The sequence below is a fragment of the Actinomadura latina NBRC 106108 genome (assembly GCF_001552195.1).
Taxonomy (GTDB): Bacteria; Actinomycetota; Actinomycetes; order Streptosporangiales; family Streptosporangiaceae; genus Spirillospora; species Spirillospora latina.
In genome coordinates this window covers 1-17,678 of record NZ_BCQS01000038.1, presented here as the reverse complement: position 1 = coordinate 17,678, position 17,678 = coordinate 1, and the positions used below count along the sequence as shown (strand labels likewise).

Sequence of the window (17,678 nt, the reverse complement as noted above, 5' to 3'; positions counted from 1 at the left end):
CGTTCTTGGGAGGATCTGTGGCTACTGCCCACGCAACCCAGCGGCGCCCCGCCGTCCTGGGCGACCTGCTGCCCGGTTCCCTGGCCCGCGACGCCGCCCTCGTCGCCGGCGCCGCCGCCCTCGTCGGCGCCGCCGCGCAGATCGCCGTCCCGCTGCCCGGCACCCCCGTCCCCGTCACCGGGCAGACCTTCGCCGTCCTGCTCGCCGGCGCCGCCCTCGGCCCCGGCCGCGCCGCCCTCGGCATGCTCGTCTACCTGCTAGCCGGCATGGCCGGCGTCCCCTGGTTCACCGACGGCACCTCCGGCGCCGGATTCCCCACGCTCGGCTACATCATCGGGTTCGTCGCGGCCGCCGCCGTCGTCGGGCGCCTCGCCCAGCTGGGCGGCGACCGCACCCCGCTGCGCACCATCGGCACCATGCTCCTCGGCACCGCCATCATGTACGCCGCGGGCGTCCCCTACCTGATGGCCGCCCTGCACGTCGACCTCGCCAAGGCCGTCGACCTCGGCATGACGCCGTTCCTGGCCGGCGACGCGCTCAAGGTGCTGCTCGCCGCCGGGCTCCTGCCCGCCGCCTGGAAGCTCACCGGCGCCGCCCGCCGCTGACCCCGGGCCCGAACGGTCCGTCCCGCCCCGCGCATGGGGGCGGGGCGGGACGGGCATACGGCACCCATCCGGGCACCCGGCGCCCCCGGCCCGCCCCCGGCCCGCCGTGGTGTGGCGCACACCTCACACCGCGCCCCCGCCCCGCCCGTTTGAACAGGTTCAAATCTGGCGTACAGTGGCCCGTGTGAAGCTCGCCGTGACAGCACCGGACCGACTCGCCGTCCGCACCGTCCCGGTCCCCGACCCGGGCGACCTCATCGCGCGGCTTCCGCACCCCTCCGCGCTCGCCTGGATCCGCCACGGCGAAGGCATCGTCGGCTGGGGCGAGGCCGCCCGCCTCACCCTCACCGGCGGCGACGACCGCTTCACCGCCGCCGCCCGCATGCTCCGCGACCTGTTCGGCGCCGCCGCCGTCGACGACACCGTAGCCGTCCCCGGCTCCGGCCCCGTCGCCTTCGGCTCCTTCGGCTTCGACCCCAAATCCCCCGACTCCACCCTCATCGTCCCCCGCCGCATCCTCGGCCGCCGCGACGGCCGCGCCTGGCTCACCACCATCGGCGACGACACCGACCCCCTCACCCTCGCCAACCCGCCCCAGCCCCCCACCGGCCTGCACTGGAGCGACGGCGCCCGCCCCGAACACGACTGGAAGAACGCCGTCGCCGCAGCCGTCGAACGCATCCGCGACGGCCGCCTCGGCAAGGTCGTCCTCGCCCGCGACCTCACCGCCCGCGCCACCGCCCCCATCGACGCCCGCGTCCTCCTCCAGCGCCTCGCCGCCCGCTTCCCCGCCTGCTACACCTTCTCCTGCGCCGGCCTCGTCGGCGCCACCCCCGAACTCCTCATCCGCCGCACCGGCGACGCCGTCGAATCCCTCGTCCTGGCCGGCACCACCGCCCGCGGCGACACCCCCGCCGACGACCGCGCCCGCGCCGACCACCTCTTCGCCTCCGCCAAGGACCGCGAAGAACACCGCTACGCCGCCGAAATGGTCCGCGACGCCCTCACCCCCCTCTGCGCCGACCTCACCGTCCCCGGCTCCCCCGAACTCCTCACCCTGCCCAACGTCATCCACCTCGCCTCCCCCATCCGCGGGCACCTCACCGCCGACCGCTCCGTCCTCGACGTCGTCGCCGCCCTGCACCCCACCCCCGCCGTCTGCGGCACCCCCACCGACACCGCCCTCGACCTCATCCGCGAACTCGAAGGCATGGACCGCGGCCGCTACGCCGGCCCCGTCGGCTGGGTCGACGCCCGCGGCGACGGCGAATGGGGCATCGCGCTGCGCTGCGCCGAGATCGACGGCACCCGCGCCCGCCTCTTCGCCGGCTGCGGCATCGTCGCCGACTCCGACCCCGCCGCCGAACTCGCCGAGGCCCGCACCAAGTTCCGCCCCATGCAGTACGCCCTCCACGGCTGAGCGACCCTCCCCACCCGGCACACTGGGACGATGCGCGCGAGCCGGCTCCTGTCCCTCCTGCTGCTCCTGCAGGCCCGGGAGCGCATGACCGCACGCGAACTCGCCGCCGAACTCCACGTGTCCGTCCGCACCGTCTACCGCGACGTCGAATCCCTCAGCGCCGCCGGCGTCCCCGTCTACGCCGACCGCGGCCCCGACGGCGGATACCGCCTCCTCGGCGGCTACCGCACCCGCCTCACCGGCCTCACCGAAACCGAAGCCGCCTCCCTCCCCCTGTCCGGCCTCCCCGGCCCCGCCACCCAGCTCGGCCTCGGCGACGTCCTCGCCGCCGAACTCAAACTCCTCGCCGCCCTCCCGCCCAGCCTGCGCAACCGCGCCACCCGCATCCGCGAACGCTTCCACCTCGACGCACCCGGCTGGTTCCGCACCCCCGACGACGTCCCCCACCTGCACGCCATCGCCGACGCCGTCTGGAACCAGCACCGCATCGAGATCCTCTACCGCCGCTGGCGCCACCCCCAGCAGGTCACCCGCACCCTCGAACCCCTCGGCGTCGTCCTCAAAGCCGGATCCTGGTACCTCATCGCCCACCCCGCCCGCCGCGACCCGGCCGACACACCCCGCACCTACCGCATCTCACGCGTCCTCACCCTCACCGTCCTGCCCGAGCACTTCGACCGCCCCGACGGCTTCGACCTCGCCGCCCACTGGGCCGACTACACCCAACGCTTCGAAGCCGACTCCTACCCCGAGCACGCCACCGTCCGCCTCTCCCCCGACGGCCTCACCCGCGCCCAGATCCTGCTCCCACCCGCCATGGCCCGAGCCGCCCTCGACACCGCCACCACCCCCGACCCCGACGGATGGGTCCAAGCCACCCTCCCCATCGAATCCGTCCGCCACGCCCACGTCGAATTCCTCAAACTCGGCGCCGACGCCGAAGTCCTCGCCCCGCCCGGACTCCGCGACATGATCACCGCGACCGTCCACGCACTCGCCGCCCGCTACACCCCCACCCAACTGCGGTAACGACCCCCGCACCCGCGCCTCCCGCACCCCGCGGCGCCCGGTACGGTCATGTACAACCCCAGCACAGCGAGACGGAGGACGAAGCACCGTGGACATCGAACGGACCGCTTTGCCCGGAATCGGCCTGCAGCACGTCATGACCACCGGACGCGGCCGCCAACTCGGCGTCATCTCCCACCGCACCGGCCGCCGCGACCTGGTCATCTACGACAAAGAAGACCCCGACAGCTGCATCGCCACCGTCGCCCTCACCGCCGAAGAGGCCAACGCCATCGCCGAACTCCTCGGCACCGGCCGCATCGTCGAACACCTCGCCGAACTCCACCGCCAGGTCGAAGGCCTCGTCACCGAGCAGTACCCCATCGCCGCAGGCTCCCCCTACGACGGACGCCCCCTCGCCGACACCCGCGCCCGCACCCGCACCGGCGCCTCCATCGTCGCCGTCGTCCGCGACGGACAGGTCCTCGCCAGCCCCCGCCCCGACTTCGTCTTCACCGCCGGCGACATCATCGTCGTCGTCGGCACCGGAGAGGGCACCGCGGCCGTCGCCCAGATCCTCGCCAACGGCTGACCGCGCATGCACTCAGCCGTCCAACTCATCGAACTCGGCGCCATCATCCTCGCCCTCGGACTCCTCGGCGCCGTCTCCGTCCGCTTCTCGATCTCCCCCATCCCCCTCTACCTCATCGCCGGCCTCGCCTTCGGCTCCGGCGGCATCCTCCCCCTCACCACCAGCGAAGAATTCGTCTCCATCGGCGCCGAAGTCGGCGTCATCCTCCTGCTGTTCACCCTCGGCCTCGAATACACCGCCAGCGAACTCGTCGGCACCCTCCGCACCTCCGCACCCACCGGACTCGCCGACCTCGCCCTCAACGCCACCCCCGGCGTCGCCGTCGCCCTCCTCCTCGGCTGGGGCCCCGTCGCCGCCGTCGCCATGGGCGGCATCACCTACGTCACCTCCTCCGGAATCACCGCCAAAGTCATCGGCGACCTCGGCTGGATCGGCAACCGCGAAACCCCCGCCCTGCTGTCGGTCCTCGTCTTCGAAGACCTCGCCATGGCCGCCTACCTGCCCATCCTCACCGCACTGCTCGCCGGCGCCGGACTCCTCGGCGGCGCCGCCGCCCTCGGCATCGCCGCCGCCACCATCACCGTCATCCTCTTCATCGCCCTCCGCCACGGAAAACTCGTCGAACGCTTCGTCGCCAGCCCCAGCGAAGAAGTCCTCCTCCTCAAAGTCCTCGGCCTCACCCTCCTCGTCGCCGGCATCGCCCAGCAACTCCAGGTCTCCGCCGCCGTCGGCGCCTTCCTCGTCGGCATCGCCCTGTCCGGCACCCTCGCCCACACCGCCCAGAAACTCCTCGCACCCCTCCGCGACCTCTTCGCCGCCGTCTTCTTCGTCTTCTTCGGCCTCCACACCGACCCCGGCGACCTCCCACCCGTCCTCGGCATCGCCGCACTCCTCGCCGCCGCCGGCATCCTCACCAAGATGGGCACCGGCTGGATCGCCGCCCGCCGCGCCGGCGTCGCCACCACCGGACGCCTCCGCGCCGGCGCCGCCCTCGTCCCCCGCGGCGAATTCAACATCGTCATCGCCGGCCTCGCCGTCAGCGCCGGCACCAACCCCCGCCTCGGCCCCCTCGCCGCCGCCTACGTCCTCATCCTCGCCGTCGCCGGACCCGTCCTCGCCCGCGGCACCGAACCCCTCACCGCCCGCCTGCGGTCCCGCCGCGCACAGCGCCGCGCCCCCCAGACCGACGACGACGTCCCCGTCATCGCCAGGCCCGTCCACACCGGCGACACCGGCCCCACACCCACGATCTCCTGACCGGGCCCCTCACCCGCCCGGCCTCACCCCGCGGCGGACGGCTGGCACCCCGGACACCAGAACAGGTTCCGCGACGCCACCTCCGCCGCCGCCACCGGCGTCCCGCACACCAGGCACGGCAACCCCGCACGCCGGTACACGTACACCTCACCACCATGATCGTCCACACGCGGCGGACGCCCCATCGCCTCCGGCGTGTGCTCCGGACGGACCGTGTCGATCCGCCCCACCCGCACACCCTCCGCCATCAGGAGCACCAGATCGTCCCAGATCCCCGCCCACTGCCCCGCCGACAGCCGCCGCCCCGGCAACCGCGGATCGATCCCCTGCCGGAACAGCACCTCCGCCCGGTAGATGTTCCCCGGCCCCGCCACCACCGACTGATCCATCAGCAGCACCGCGATCGGCGTCCGCGACCGGCCGACCCGCCGCCACGCCACCCCCGGATCGGCGTCGGCCCGCAGCGGATCCGGCCCCAGCCGGTCCCGCAGCAGCTTCACCTCGCCCGGCTCCAGCACCTCGCACGTGTTCGGACCCCGCAGATCCGCGAAATGCTCCCCGCCCACCATCCGCAACCGCACCAGCCCCACCGGCGCCGGCGCCGGCAGCGCACCGAACCCGAACCGCCCGTAGATCCCCAGATGGACGTGCAACGTCAGGTCGTCGTCGAACCCCAGCAGCAGATGCTTGCCGTGCGCGTCCGCATCCGCCAGCACCCGCCCGTCCAGCCGCCGCGCCCCCTCGGCGAACCGCCCCTGCGGGCTCGTGGCCGCGACGGCGAGGCCGCCGAACATCCGCTGATGCTCGGCGGCCAGGCGATGAATCGTGTGTCCCTCGGGCATGGCCCGGAGCATAGCCCCGGCACTACCGCAGCGGCTCCCCGATCTCCCGCATGTGACCAAGAGCCTGCCGGTACGACGCCACCAGACCCGTCTCGGTGTACGGGACGCCCACCGCAGCGCAGTGCTCCATCACCAGCGGCCGCACCCGCCGCAGGCTGCACCGCGGGATCCCCGGGAACAGGTGATGCTCGATCTGGTAGTTCAGCCCGCCCATCAGCCAGTCGGTGAACACCCCGCCCCGCACGTTCCGCGACGTCAGCACCTGCCGCCGCAGATGCCCCCACCGCTCACCCGGCTCCGGCATCGCCATCCCCTTGTGGTTCGGCGCGAACACCGCCCCCAGATGCACACCGAACAGCGCGTGCTGCACCGCGATCAGCGCCACCGCCTGCGGCACCGGCAGCAGCGCGAACGCCAGCGCCAGATACCCGGCCGCGTGCGCCAGCAGCAGACCGCCCTCCACCACCTGGTCGCGCCGGGACCGGCCGCGCAGGAACAGCAGGCTCCCCACCTTCAGATTGACGCCCTCCAGCGTCAGCAGCGGGAAGAACAGCGCCGCCTGATGCCGCGCCACCCACCGCAGCACACCCCGCTTCCGGCCGGCCTGCTCCTGCGTCCACGCCAGCACACCCTCCCCGACATCGGGATCCTTGCCCACATGGTTCGGGTTGGCGTGATGCCGGTTGTGCTTGTCGTTCCACCACCCGTGCCCCATCCCCAGCAGCAGGTTGCCCAGCAGGAGCCCCAGCCACCGGTTCGCCCGGGCGCTCCGCGCGATCTGCCGGTGCCCCGCGTCATGCCCCAGGAACCCCAGCCGCGCCGACAGGACGGCGAGGGGAACGCCGAGCAGGACCGTCCACCAGCTGCCGCCCGCCCACGCGACCGCGCCCCACACCGCGGCGGTCGCGGCCAGGTTCACCCCGATCGCCCGCGTGTAGTAGCCGCGGCGGCGATCCAGCAGCCCGCTCTCGCGCACCCGCCTCGCCAGCGGGGCGAAATCACTGCCGGCCGGCCTCCCGGACGTTCGGGACGACGGCGAGGGGGCGTGCAGCGTCGCGGGCATGAAGCCTCCAGTTCGAGCAGGGAAACCGACTGCTTGAACGCTACGGAGCGTGAGACCGCCGGGTCGCCCCGCTGCGGAGCCAACTCCGCCCTGGCTCCCAGGTCCCGGTCCCCGCCCCCACATGTCATTCCCCCAGGGCACATTCCGGACGGGACCCTGCGTAAAAGACCGGCCACCGCCGCCCTATAAGGTCACAAGTCATGGACGACGGCGCGCGGTGGATCGAACTGGACGGAGCAGTCAACGCCCGGGACCTCGGCGGACTCCCCGCGGCCGACGGACGGACCACCCGATGGGGCCGCGTACTCCGCTCCGACAACCTCCAGGACCTCTCCGTCGCCGACGTCCGCGTCCTCCTCGACGACTACGCGCTGAAGAACGTCATCGACCTGCGCAGCGACGCCGAGGTGCGGCTCGAAGGCCCCGGACCCCTCACCCGTATACCGACCGTGACCGTCCACCAGCTGTCGCTGTTCGCCGAGGGCGGCCGCCACACCGACGTCGCCGCCGACACCGGGGACCTCGTGGACGCCGTGGACGCCGTGGACGTCGAAAGGGCGCTGCCCTGGCAGAACGACCGCTCGACCGGCCACTACCTCGGCTACCTCACCGACCGCGGCGACTCCATCGTCGCCGCCCTGCGCGTCATGACCCGCACCGACGGCTCCTCACTGGTGCACTGTGCGGCCGGCAAGGACCGCACCGGGGTGGTCTGCGCCCTCGCACTCGACGTCGCAGGCGTCACCCGTGAGGCGATCGTCGCCGACTACGCCCAGACCGGCGAACGCCTGGAGGCCGTCCTGCGCCGGCTGCGGGCCAGCGACACCTACGCCGCCGACCTCGACTCCCGCCCGGCCGACTCCCACCGGCCGCACGCCGCCCTCATGGAGAAGCTCCTCGCCCGCGTCGACGAGGAGTTCGGCGGGACGCTCGGCTGGCTCGCCGGTCACGGCTGGACCCCCGAGGACACCGAAGTCCTCCGCGAGCGCCTCCTCGCCCCCTGAATCCCACTCTCCCGCCGCCTGCGCTTTTGCGTCGGTGAGGGTTGTTTGTATAGAGGGGTGGGGAGTGATCCAGCCCTCGGCCTTTACGTTGTAAATTGAGGGGTGAAGTATTCGGCCGACGGTGCTGCGGCAGGCGACCTCGGTCAGGACAGGGTGGCGCGGACGGCGGCCTGGGCCGCCTTGCGGAGGTCGGCGTGCAGGGACGCGTTCGCCTCCCTGTCGGTGCGGGCCTCGATGATCCGCAGCCCCTCCCCCGCCATCGTCTTCGGCAGGTCCGCCGCGGCCTCCAGCCGCCGGTACGGGACGCCGTGCGCGGCGGCGACCGCCTCGATGTCCACCTGGTGCGGGGTGCCGAAGACGCGCTCGAACGGGCCGTGCAGCGCCGCCTGCGGCAGCAGCGAGAAGATCCCGCCTCCCTGGTTGTTCACCACGATGACCGCCAGGTCGGGGCTGCGGTCGTACGGGCCGACGATCAGCCCGTTCTGGTCGTGCAGGAACGCCAGATCGCCCAGCAGGGCGTAGGAGCGGCCGCTGTGCGCCAGCGCCGCGCCCATCGCCGTCGAGATCAGCCCGTCAATGCCGCTCGCGCCCCGGTTCGCCATGATCCGGATGCCGCGGCGCGGCCGCATCACCTGGTCCAGGTCCCGGATCGGCATGCTCGCCGCCGTGAACAGCAGCGACCCGCCCGGCAGCCCCGCCACCAGGTCGCGCGCCAGCCGCGGCTCGCTCACCTCCGGCACCGCGTCCAGCACCGCGTCCACCGCCTCCGCGGCGGCCAGGTCCGCGGTCCGCCACGACTTCAGCCACTCGTCGTCGCCCGACACCACGGGGATCTCCACCTCGGGCGCCACCTGCGTCGCCGACCGCACCGGGTCGGGCCAACGCGCCAGATCCGGGGCGAGGACGATGTGCTCCTCGGCGCGGCGCAGCAGCGACAGCAGCGGGCGCGACAGCCCCGGCTTGCCCAGCGTCACCACCACCTCGGGGCGGTGCCGCTCCACAAACTCCGGGACGCCCAGCAGGAAATGGTGCGACGACAGGGCGTGGTCGCCGTAGCGGGCGTTGCCGTTCGGCTCGGCCAGCACGGGCCACCCGGCCATCGACGCCGCCGCCACGTACCGCTTGACGTTCGACGCCCCGTCCCCCACCACCAGGACGCCGCGGCGCGTCGGCGGGACGTGCAGCACCGAACCCGGCGTCGCCGGCCGCACCCTCGTCCACGCGCCCGTCGCGTCGCCGTCCAGGGGCTCGCACCACGTCTCGTCGCCGTCCGGGATCAGCGGCTCGCGGAACGCCGCGTTGACGTGCACCGGCCCCGGTGAGGGCGCCTGCGCCATCCCCCAGGCGCGGCTGACCAGCGACCGCCAGTACGCCACCATGCCGGGCCGGTTCTCCGGCACGCCGACCTCGGTGCTCCACCGCACCGCCGTCCCGTACAGCTTCACCTGGTCGATCGTCTGGTTCGCGCCGGTGCCGCGCAGCTCCGGCGGCCGGTCAGCGGTGACCACGATCAGCGGGACACCCGACTCGTGCGCCTCGATCACCGCCGGGTGGAAGTTGGCCGCGGCCGTCCCCGACGTGCACACCAGCGCCACCGGGCGGCCCGACCGCTTCGCCAGGCCGAGCCCGAGGAACGACGCGGACCGCTCGTCGATCCGCACGTGCAGCCGCAGCCGGCCCGACTCCTCGGCGGCCTGCAGCGCCAGCGCCAGCGGCGCCGACCGGGACCCCGGCGCCAGCACCGCGTCGGTCATCCCGCAACGCAGCAGCTCGTCGGCCATGACGGCCGCGAGCGCGGTCGCCGGGTTCACCGCTCCGCCCCGATCAGCTTCGGGCCGTCCAGGTGCTCCTGCGCGGCCAGGGCCCGGGCCCGCCACTCCCCGGCGGGCGCCTCCCAGCGGCCCAGCTCCTCCTCGTCCACCACGGGGCGCCGCACCTCGATCTCGCCCCCCACCGGACGCAGCGGATCACCGACGACATCGCCCTCCAGCAGCGAAAGCGTGCCCAGCCCGCACGCGTACGGCAGTTCCGGCAGCGCCGCGGCCAGCGCCACGCCCGCCGCCAGCCCCACCGACGTCTCCACCGCGCTCGACACCACCACCGGCAGCCCGCACGCCTCCGCGACGCGCAGCGCCGCCGCGACCCCGCCGAGCGGCTGCACCTTCAGCACCGCCACGTCGGCGGCCTCCGCCGCCCGCACCTTCAGCGGGTCCTCGGCGCGGCGGATCGACTCGTCCGCCGCGATCGGCACGTCCACCCGGCGCCGCACCAGCGCCAGTTCCGCGAGCGTCGCGCAGGGCTGCTCGGCGTACTCCAGCTCCCACCGGTCCAGCGCCCGGATCATCCGGGCGGCGTGGTCGACGTCCCAGCCGCCGTTCACGTCGATCCGGACCCGGCCGTCCGCCCCGATCGCGTCCCGGACGGCCTCGACCCGCGCCATGTCGTCGGCGTCGCCCTGCCCGCGCTCGGCGACCTTCACCTTCGCGGTGCGGCAGCCGGACTCCTTGGTCAGCGCGAACGCCCGCTCGGGGTCCACCGCCGGGATCGTCACGTTCACCGGGATCCGGTCGCGGACGGGCGCGGGCCAGCCGTCGCGGGCGGCCTCCCGGGCGGCGGCCAGCCAGCGGGCGCACTCGGCCGGGCCGTACTCGGCGAACGGCGAGAACTCCCCCCAGCCGGCGGGGCCCTGCACCAGGGCCCCCTCCCGCCGCGTCACACCGCGGAACCGCGTCCGCATCGGGATGGAGAAGACCCGCACCCGCCGACCCCCTGAGCTGCCCGCCAATGACCTGCCCGCTGAATCACGGTATTCCGGAGCACACCGCGCGTATGAACCTTTAGTAGTACCACGGGAAACGCGACCAATCAGGGTCGCGCTTCTCCAGGAACGAGTCGCGGCCCTCGGCGGCCTCGTCGGTGCCGTAGGCGAGCCGCGTCGCCTCGCCGGCGAACACCTGCTGGCCGACGAGCCCGTCGTCGACCAGGTTGAACGCGAACTTCAGCATCCGCTGCGCCGTCGGGCTCTTGCCGTTGACCTTCCGCGCCCACTCCAGCGCCGTCGCCTCCAGCTCGGCGTGCGGGACGACGGCGTTGACCATGCCCATCCGGTGCGCGGCCTCGGCGTCGTAGGCGTCGCCCAGGAAGAAGATCTCGCGGGCGAACTTCTGCCCGACCTGCCGCGCCAGGTACGCCGACCCGAACCCGCCGTCGAAGCTCGCCACGTCCGCGTCGGTCTGCTTGAACCGGGCGTGCTCGCGGCTGGCGAGCGTCAGGTCGCACACCACGTGCAGGCTGTGCCCGCCGCCCGCCGCCCAGCCGGGCACCACGCAGATGACGACCTTGCCCATCATCCGGATCAACCGCTGCACCTCAAGGATGTGCAGCCGGCCCGCCCGCGCCGGGTCGATCGTCTCCGACGTCTCGCCCTCGGCGTACTTGTAGCCGTCCTTGCCGCGGATTCGCTGGTCGCCGCCCGAGCAGAACGCCCAGCCGCCGTCCTTCGGCGACGGCCCGTTGCCCGTCAGCAGCACGCAGCCGATGTCGCTGGACATCCGCGCGTGGTCCAGCGCCCGGTACAGCTCGTCCACCGTGTGGGGCCGGAACGCGTTGCGGACCTCCGGGCGGTCGAACGCCACCCGCACCGTGCCGTGGCCGACGGCCCGGTGGTAGGTGATGTCGGTGAAGCCGAACCCCTCGACCTCTTTCCACGCGTCCGCGTCGAACAGCTCCGAGACCATGTGTTCCTCTCCCTGAAGCGCCCGCCCCGGCCGGGGTCGCGGGCGGTCGTGACCCATTCAACCGTTCCTGTGTTTGAACGCGTTCAGCGGGGTCGTCTAGGCTGATGAGATCATGGATCGCCCGCTGCACGCCGCCGTCCTGCCGCCCGGCCCCCGCCTGCTCGACGCCCTGGCGGACGCGCTCGGCGGCGGTCCCGCGATCTGCCCGCTCTCCCCCGACCTGCCCGCACCGGCCCTGCGCGGCCTGCTGGACGCGCTGGCCCCCGACGCGGTCGAGACGCCCGGCGGGCTCGTCCCCCGCGACCCCGGTGGCGGGCACCCGCCCGTGGACGCCGGCACCGCCGTGCTGATCGCCACGTCCGGCTCCACCGGCGCCCCCAAGTTCGTCGAACTGTCCGCGGACGCGCTGCGGCACTCCGCCGCCGGCACGCTCACCAGGATCGGGGCCGCGCCCGGCGACCGCTGGCTCTGCTGCCTGCCCACCAGCCACATCTCCGGCGTCCAGGTCCTCGTCCGCTCCCTGGTCGCCGGCACCGACCCGGTCATCGCGCAGCGCTTCGACGCCGGCGCCGTCGCGCGGTCGGACGGCCTGCACGTCTCCCTCGTCCCCACCCAGCTGCGGCGCCTGCTGGACGCGGGCGCCGACGTGTCGCGGCTCGGCGCGATCGTCCTCGGCGGCGCCGCCGCCGCGCCCGGCCTGCTCGCCGCCGCCCGCGCCCGCGGCGCCCGCGTGTTCACCACCTACGGCATGAGCGAGACGTGCGGCGGCTGCGTCTACGACGGGACGCCCCTGGACGGCATGCGCATCGCACTCGGCGACGGCGGCCGGATCCGGCTCGCGGGCCCGTCGCTGTTCACCGGCTACCGGCTGCGCCCGGAGCTGACCGCCGAGGCCAGGGACGGCGACTGGTTCGTCACCCAGGACCTCGGCGCGATCGAGGACGGCCGGCTCCGCGTCCGCGGCCGCGTCGACGACGTGATCAACACCGGCGGGGAGAAGGTCGTCGCCGGGGAGGTCGCCACCGCGCTGTCGCGGCATCCGGCGGTCCGCGACGTCGTCGTGGTCGGACGGCCCGACCCCGAATGGGGCGAACGGGTCACCGCCGTCGTCGTCCCCGCCGCGCCCGCCGCGCCGGAGCTGGCCGAGCTGCGCGCCTTCGTCCGCGAGACGATGCCCGCCTGCGCCGCGCCCCGCGAACTGGAGCTGGTGGAGGCCATCCCGCTGCTGGCGTCCGGGAAACCCGACCGCGCCCGGCTCCGCTCCCCCGCGCTCTGACCGCGCCCTGACCGCGTCCGCCCGCGCATGACAGGTGATCGGGCGGGGAGAGGACGACCATGGCGGGACAGCGCGGCGGGCAGGAGCAGGCGAACGGCGAAAGAGGCAAGGAGAACGAGAGCGGGCTGACCGTCGTCCTGGCCCTCGGCGCCAACCTCGGGATCGCCGTCGCCAAGGGCTTCGCCGCGCTGATCACCGGGTCGGCCTCGCCGGACCGACGAGCCCACCTCGGTCAGCGTCCTGCTGGAGGACTCCGCCGCCCTCGTCGGCGTCCTCGAACCGGTCCCCCGCGACGACCCTGACCTGCGCGAACGGGTCATCGCACGCTATGGCCGGACTTTGCGACAGAAGGGTCTGGGCGGGTAGTGGTGTTCGTCACGCTGCTGCCGCCGAACGCCTTTACGCAGTAAGGTCGGATCGATTCAGGTCAGACCGCATGAAGCGGCCCATCGCGGGCACCAGCAGCTTCTGGGTCGTTCCTCCGCGATCCCCCGGCGGGCCGCCGCTGCCACGGCCGCGGGAACAATGCCCCGGTCGTGCGACGTTCCGTTAAGTGCGTGCGCCACCAGCGAACACACAATCCGCGCCGCACTCACTCACCGAAGGGAGGGGGGTGTCCCCATGCCGCGAAGCGCTGTCGAGACCCCGCTCACGGAGTCGGCGGGCCCCGCGCTCAACGAGCTCCTGAAGCGTGGACGTGCCCAAGGACGCCTCTCGCTCGACGAGGTGCGGGGGGCCTTCGAGAGTGCCGGGATCAGCCCGGCGCAGGGCCGCTCCATCCTTCGCGAGCTGTCCGAGGCCGGCATCAGCCTGGCGGGCGAGTCCGACACCGCCCGCACGATGGCCGCGGCCGCCGACCACCACGGCGGCGAGACCGCCCCGGCGAAGAAGCGCGCCCCCCGCAGGACTCCGGGCAAGACCGCGGCCCCCGGCAAGGCCGCCGCCCCCGGCAAGACCGCCCCCAGTAAGAGCGCCCCCAGTAAGAGCGCGACGCCCGGCGGCGACGCCGCGGGCGCGGCCGCCGACGAGGGGTTCGAGGTCACCGAGGTCGAGGCCGCCGACGCCCCCGCCGACCTGGACGACCAGTCGACCGCGATGGGCGACTCCGTCCACACCTACCTCAAGGCCATCGGGCGCCGCCAGCTGCTCACCGCCGAGCAGGAGGTCGACCTCGCCAAGCGCATCGAGGCCGGGCTCTACGCCGAGCACAAGCTGGAGACCGAGGACCTCTCCCCCCGCCTGCGCGCCGACCTGGAATGGGTCGCCGCCGACGGGCGCCGCGCCAAGGCCCACATGCTGGAGGCCAACCTCCGGCTCGTGGTGTCGGTCGCCAAGAAGTACTCCGACCGCGGCCTGTCGCTGCTGGACGTCGTCCAGGAGGGCAACCTCGGCCTGATCCGCGCCGTGGAGAAGTTCGACTACTCCAAGGGCTACAAGTTCTCCACCTACGCGATGTGGTGGATCCGGCAGGCCATACAGCGCGGCTTCGCCGACTCGGCCCGCACGATCCGGCTGCCCGTGCATGTGCTGGAGATGCTCAGCAAGCTGAGCCGCGTCGAGCGCGACATGCACCAGCGGCTCGGCCGCGAGCCCACCCCGGAGGAGCTCGCCACCGAGCTGGACAAGAGCCCCGAGCAGGTCCGCGAGCTGCTGCGCACCAGCCGCCAGCCGATCAGCCTGGACTCCACCATCGGCGAGGACGGCGAGACCCGCATCGGCGACCTCATCGAGGACACCGACAGCCCCGAGGCGGCCGAGCTGGTCGACCGGCAGCTGATGGCCGAGCAGCTGCGCCGCACCCTCGACATCCTGTCGCCGCGCGAAGCCAAGATCATGGCGATGCGGTTCGGGCTGTACGACGGGACGCCCCGCACCCTGGACGAGATCGGCAAGGCGCTCGGGCTGACCCGCGAGCGGATCCGCCAGCTGGAGAAGGAGTCGCTGTCCAAGCTGCGGCACCCCAGCAACGCCCGCCCGCTGCTCGACTTCGCCGTCTGACCCGGCCGAGCACGAGCCGGGGCCCGCCCGACCCGCACGGTCGGGCGGGCCTCGCGCTTCCCCGCTGCGATCGGCGCGGTCAGTCGGCGCGGCGGAACTCCACGATGGCCACCAGCATCAGCCCGACCCCCATGCCGAGGACGATGAGGATCTCCAGCCAGATCGGCACGGTCCAGCCGCCCCACGTCACGCCCGGGTCGAACGTCCGCAGCAGCCGCTGCGAGACGTCCAGGTGCGCGAACACCACGTGCCGCATCGGGTCGACCGCGTAGGTCAGCGGGTTGAACCGGGTCAGGACGGTCAGCCACGTCGGCAGCCCGTTCAGCGGGTACAGCGCGCCCGACAGGAACATCATCGGCATCATCGCCATCTGCATGAGGCCGAAGAACGCCTGCATCTGGGTGATCCGCGCCGCCATCATCACGCCGAACCCCGTCAGCGCGAACGCCCCGATGAACATCAGCCCGATCAGCTGCAGCATCAGCGCCGGGTCGTAGGGGACGCCGGCGAGCGGCGCCAGCATCACGATCACCACGCCCTGCAGGGTCGCCACGACCGCGCCGCCGATGCACTTGCCGATCACGATGGCGCTGCGGCTGACGGGCGCCACGAGCATCTCGCGCAGGAACCCGAACTCCCGGTCCCACACGATCGACCCGGCGGAGAACATCGCGGTGAACATCACCGACATCGCACACACGCCGGGATAGATGAACGTCTTCAGGTCGACGTTCCCGGCCGGGCCGCCGCCGCTGGTCACCAGGTTCGACAGGCCGGTGCCCATGACCAGCAGCCACAGCACCGGCTGGACGAGCCCGGACACCATCCGCAGTTTGTCCCGCCAGAACCGGATCAGCTCCCGGTGCAGGACGATCTTCACGGCGCGCAGGTCCTGCCGCAGGCCGCGCTCGGGCACCCGCACCCGGACGACCTCGGGGGCCGCCGCGCGCTCCGCCGTACTCGCCATCGTCATCTCCTCGCCGCGCGCATCGCCATCCGCATCCGGTCGCTCCCGGTCGCCTCGGCGTCCCGGATCGTGGAGCCGGTGAACGACATGAACACGTCGTCCAGCGACGGCCGCGCCACGTTCACCGACCGGATCGGCACGCCCAGCTCGGCGAACAGCCGCGGCACGAACTCCTCGCCGGAGGCCACCGCGAACGCCACCGCGCCCTCCGACACGACCGCCTCCAGCCCGAACCGCTCCTTGAGCGCGGCGATCGCCGCCTCGTCGTCGGCCGTCTGGATGCGGATCCGGTCCTTGCCGACGCCGGCCTTGAGCGCCTCCGGGGTGTCCAGCGCCACGATCCGCCCCGATTCCATGATCGCGATGCGCTCGCAGAACTCGGCCTCGTCCATGTAGTGCGTCGTCATGAAGATCGTGATCTCCTCGGCGGCCTGCAGCTGCCGGATGTACTCCCAGATCGACGCGCGGGTCTGCGGGTCCAGGCCGACGGTCGGCTCGTCCAGGAACAGCACCCGCGGCGAGTGCAGCAGGCCCCGCGCGATCTCCAGGCGGCGCTTCATGCCGCCGGAGAAGGTCTGCACCAGGTCGCCGCGGCGGTCCCACAGCGCGACCATCTCCAGGACCTGCTGGATGCGGGCGCGGGTCACCGACCGCGGCACCCCGTACAGCTCGGCGTGGAAGCGCAGGTTCTGCTCCGCAGACAGGTAGCCGTCGAGCGTGGGGTCCTGGAACACCAGCCCGATGTTGCGGCGCACGCTGTCGCGCTCGGCGACCACGTCGTGCCCGGCCACCAGCGCGCGGCCCCCGGTCGGACGCAGCAGCGTGCAGAGCATGTTGATCGTCGTGGACTTGCCCGCGCCGTTCGGGCCGAGGAAACCGAAGATCTCCCCCGGCCGCACGGTGAACTCGATCCCCCGCACGGCCTCCACGTCACCGAACTTCTTGATCAGGCCGTCGACCTCGACGGCGGGTCCCCCGGGCGGCATGGGGGCCTCCCTCCGCATGGAGCGCACACCCATATTTTGGGCCTTCCAACGGTAGGAGTACCCTATCTCTCACGTCAAGAGAGATAGGGAATGCCAAGCGAACCCGGAGGAGCGGGCGTGACCGATCAGCCGGACCCCATGGACGACTCCCCCACCTACCTGATGTTCGAGGCCGTGCGGCTCGTGCGGCGCACCGGCGCGCGGATGTTCCCCGGCCAGCCGCGGCTGCCGCACCTGCTCGTCCTGTGGTGCGTGGCGCGGTCCGGGCCGCTGTCGCAGCGCGAGGTCGCCGAGCGGCTCCGGATGGACGCCGGCGACCTCGTCGGCATCGTCGACGCGCTGGAGCGGGACGGCCACGTCGAGCGCCGCCGCGACCCCGCGGACCGCCGCCGGTACGCGCTGGACGCCACCGAGGACGGCCGGCTGTTCCTCGGGGAGAGCCTGGCCGCCCGCGCCCGCCTCAACGAGGTCCTGTTCGAGCCGCTGTCCCCGGACGAGCGGCATCTGTTCCGGGAGATGCTGCTGCGCGTCCTGGCCCACCACGACGACCGGTTCGCCGCGCCGGGGCGGGACGCGGCGGAGGCGTGTCAGCGCACCGACACCGGTTCGCTCGTCCGCGACCGAGCCTCGTCGTAGCGGCGCAGCACGAGCCGGGCCGCGGCCTCGTGCGCCCCGATCGGCGCGGTCACCGCGTCGGCGCCGCACCCCCGCGCCCGGTCCATGAACCGGCCCGGCGCCAGCAGGTACGCCGCCACGACCACGCGTCCGGCTCCGCGCCGCCGCAGCCGCGCGACGGCGTCGTCCAGCGCGGGACCGCCCGCGGCGACGAACCCGCAGGTGACGGGCCGCCGCAGCCGCCGCGCCAGCAGCTGGGCGGCGGCCCGCACGTCGGTGGCGCCCGCCGGGTCGGCGGACCCCGCCGC

General features: G+C 73.5%; 18 protein-coding genes. 10 read left to right on the top strand and 8 right to left on the bottom strand.

The annotated features are described in order from the left end of the window. Positions 1 to 17 precede the first annotated feature (17 nt). The 5 genes from AL2_RS32570 to AL2_RS32550 all read left to right on the top strand — a co-directional run bounded on the left by AL2_RS32570 (position 18) and on the right by AL2_RS32550 (position 4,882). Positions 18 to 605, top strand: coding sequence for a biotin transporter BioY (locus AL2_RS32570; RefSeq protein ID WP_067640514.1), 588 nt, complete (start codon positions 18 to 20; stop codon positions 603 to 605). A gap of 184 nt (positions 606 to 789) precedes the next feature. Continuing rightward, a complete protein-coding gene (locus tag AL2_RS32565) occupies positions 790 to 2,025 on the top strand; it encodes an isochorismate synthase (protein ID WP_067640512.1) in 1,236 nt (411 codons plus the stop codon). A gap of 30 nt (positions 2,026 to 2,055) precedes the next feature. Beyond that, positions 2,056 to 3,054 (top strand): helix-turn-helix transcriptional regulator, encoded by a 999-nt coding sequence (locus AL2_RS32560; protein WP_067640510.1) that lies wholly within the window; start codon positions 2,056 to 2,058, stop codon positions 3,052 to 3,054. Between the two features lie 88 nt (positions 3,055 to 3,142). After that, positions 3,143 to 3,625, top strand: coding sequence for a cation:proton antiporter regulatory subunit (locus AL2_RS32555; protein WP_067640508.1), 483 nt, complete (start codon positions 3,143 to 3,145; stop codon positions 3,623 to 3,625). 6 nt (positions 3,626 to 3,631) lie between these two features. Next, positions 3,632 to 4,882 carry a cation:proton antiporter gene (locus AL2_RS32550; protein WP_067640506.1) on the top strand — a complete coding sequence of 417 codons (1,251 nt, stop codon included), beginning with the start codon at positions 3,632 to 3,634 and terminating at the stop codon, positions 4,880 to 4,882. Between the two features lie 23 nt (positions 4,883 to 4,905). Here the strand turns inward: AL2_RS32550 and AL2_RS32545 are convergent, their stop codons facing one another. Beyond that, positions 4,906 to 5,724, bottom strand: coding sequence for an Fpg/Nei family DNA glycosylase (locus tag AL2_RS32545; protein ID WP_067640578.1), 819 nt, complete (start codon positions 5,722 to 5,724; stop codon positions 4,906 to 4,908). 22 nt (positions 5,725 to 5,746) lie between these two features. After that, entirely contained in the window at positions 5,747 to 6,787 is a 1,041-nt protein-coding gene (locus tag AL2_RS32540; protein ID WP_067640504.1) for a fatty acid desaturase family protein, read from the bottom strand. Positions 6,788 to 6,987: 200 nt separating this feature from the next. On the opposite strand from AL2_RS32540, the gene AL2_RS32535 reads away from it, so the two are divergent. Then, positions 6,988 to 7,791, top strand: a complete 804-nt coding sequence (locus tag AL2_RS32535) for a tyrosine-protein phosphatase (protein ID WP_067640502.1) — start codon at positions 6,988 to 6,990, stop codon at positions 7,789 to 7,791. Positions 7,792 to 7,934: 143 nt separating this feature from the next. Here the strand turns inward: AL2_RS32535 and menD are convergent, their stop codons facing one another. From menD to AL2_RS32520, 3 genes are all read right to left on the bottom strand, one after another. Continuing rightward, positions 7,935 to 9,602, bottom strand: a complete 1,668-nt coding sequence (gene menD, locus AL2_RS32530) for a 2-succinyl-5-enolpyruvyl-6-hydroxy-3-cyclohexene-1-carboxylic-acid synthase (RefSeq protein ID WP_067640501.1) — start codon at positions 9,600 to 9,602, stop codon at positions 7,935 to 7,937. Next, on the bottom strand, positions 9,599 to 10,549 hold the full coding sequence (locus AL2_RS32525) for an o-succinylbenzoate synthase (protein WP_083947133.1): 951 nt from the start codon (positions 10,547 to 10,549) through the stop codon (positions 9,599 to 9,601). The genes menD and AL2_RS32525 overlap by 4 nt, the downstream gene beginning before the upstream one ends. Positions 10,550 to 10,628: 79 nt before the next feature. After that, a complete protein-coding gene (locus AL2_RS32520) occupies positions 10,629 to 11,528 on the bottom strand; it encodes a 1,4-dihydroxy-2-naphthoyl-CoA synthase (RefSeq protein ID WP_067640499.1) in 900 nt (299 codons plus the stop codon). 112 nt (positions 11,529 to 11,640) lie between these two features. Between AL2_RS32520 and AL2_RS32515 the strand changes: the two genes are divergently transcribed. The 3 genes from AL2_RS32515 (at position 11,641) to AL2_RS32510 (ending at position 14,802) form a co-directional block, all read left to right on the top strand. Then, entirely contained in the window at positions 11,641 to 12,804 is a 1,164-nt protein-coding gene (locus AL2_RS32515) for an AMP-binding protein (RefSeq protein WP_174550901.1), read from the top strand. 59 nt (positions 12,805 to 12,863) lie between these two features. Then, positions 12,864 to 13,106: a hypothetical protein gene (locus AL2_RS37840; RefSeq protein WP_157438512.1), complete on the top strand. Its 243-nt coding sequence runs from the start codon at positions 12,864 to 12,866 to the stop codon at positions 13,104 to 13,106. 319 nt (positions 13,107 to 13,425) lie between these two features. After that, entirely contained in the window at positions 13,426 to 14,802 is a 1,377-nt protein-coding gene (locus AL2_RS32510) for an RNA polymerase sigma factor (protein ID WP_067640495.1), read from the top strand. A gap of 79 nt (positions 14,803 to 14,881) precedes the next feature. Here AL2_RS32510 and AL2_RS32505 read toward each other — a convergent pair whose 3' ends face one another. Together AL2_RS32505 and AL2_RS32500 are read right to left on the bottom strand one after the other, a co-directional pair. Next, complete coding sequence (locus AL2_RS32505) at positions 14,882 to 15,769, bottom strand: ABC transporter permease (protein WP_067640493.1); 888 nt, start codon at positions 15,767 to 15,769, stop codon at positions 14,882 to 14,884. Between the two features lie 2 nt (positions 15,770 to 15,771). After that, on the bottom strand, positions 15,772 to 16,755 hold the full coding sequence (locus AL2_RS32500; RefSeq protein WP_067640491.1) for an ATP-binding cassette domain-containing protein: 984 nt from the start codon (positions 16,753 to 16,755) through the stop codon (positions 15,772 to 15,774). A 117-nt stretch (positions 16,756 to 16,872) separates the two neighbouring features. Here AL2_RS32500 and AL2_RS32495 point away from each other — a divergent pair, with 117 nt between their 5' ends. Then, positions 16,873 to 17,391, top strand: coding sequence for a MarR family winged helix-turn-helix transcriptional regulator (locus AL2_RS32495; RefSeq protein ID WP_067640489.1), 519 nt, complete (start codon positions 16,873 to 16,875; stop codon positions 17,389 to 17,391). On the opposite strand, the gene AL2_RS32490 is transcribed toward AL2_RS32495, so the two are convergent. Continuing rightward, positions 17,343 to 17,678: CbiX/SirB N-terminal domain-containing protein (locus AL2_RS32490; RefSeq protein ID WP_281181643.1), on the bottom strand; the 336-nt coding region annotated here is incomplete at its 5' end. The two genes, AL2_RS32495 and AL2_RS32490, sit on opposite strands and share 49 nt — an antisense overlap.

What these genes read in the sequence shown, in the direction of transcription:
- AL2_RS32545 (WP_067640578.1), bottom strand. Translation starts at nt 5,724, where the DNA reads ATGCCCGAGGGACACACGATTCATCGCCTGGCCGCCGAGCATCAGCGG.
- AL2_RS32500 (WP_067640491.1), bottom strand. Translation starts at nt 16,755, where the DNA reads ATGCCGCCCGGGGGACCCGCCGTCGAGGTCGACGGCCTGATCAAGAAG.
- AL2_RS32505 (WP_067640493.1), bottom strand. Translation starts at nt 15,769, where the DNA reads ATGGCGAGTACGGCGGAGCGCGCGGCGGCCCCCGAGGTCGTCCGGGTG.
- AL2_RS37840 (WP_157438512.1), top strand. Translation starts at nt 12,864, where the DNA reads ATGGCGGGACAGCGCGGCGGGCAGGAGCAGGCGAACGGCGAAAGAGGC.
- AL2_RS32540 (WP_067640504.1), bottom strand. Translation starts at nt 6,787, where the DNA reads ATGCCCGCGACGCTGCACGCCCCCTCGCCGTCGTCCCGAACGTCCGGG.
- AL2_RS32515 (WP_174550901.1), top strand. Translation starts at nt 11,641, where the DNA reads ATGGATCGCCCGCTGCACGCCGCCGTCCTGCCGCCCGGCCCCCGCCTG.
- AL2_RS32550 (WP_067640506.1), top strand. Translation starts at nt 3,632, where the DNA reads ATGCACTCAGCCGTCCAACTCATCGAACTCGGCGCCATCATCCTCGCC.
- AL2_RS32535 (WP_067640502.1), top strand. Translation starts at nt 6,988, where the DNA reads ATGGACGACGGCGCGCGGTGGATCGAACTGGACGGAGCAGTCAACGCC.
- AL2_RS32560 (WP_067640510.1), top strand. Translation starts at nt 2,056, where the DNA reads ATGCGCGCGAGCCGGCTCCTGTCCCTCCTGCTGCTCCTGCAGGCCCGG.
- AL2_RS32520 (WP_067640499.1), bottom strand. Translation starts at nt 11,528, where the DNA reads ATGGTCTCGGAGCTGTTCGACGCGGACGCGTGGAAAGAGGTCGAGGGG.
- AL2_RS32510 (WP_067640495.1), top strand. Translation starts at nt 13,426, where the DNA reads ATGCCGCGAAGCGCTGTCGAGACCCCGCTCACGGAGTCGGCGGGCCCC.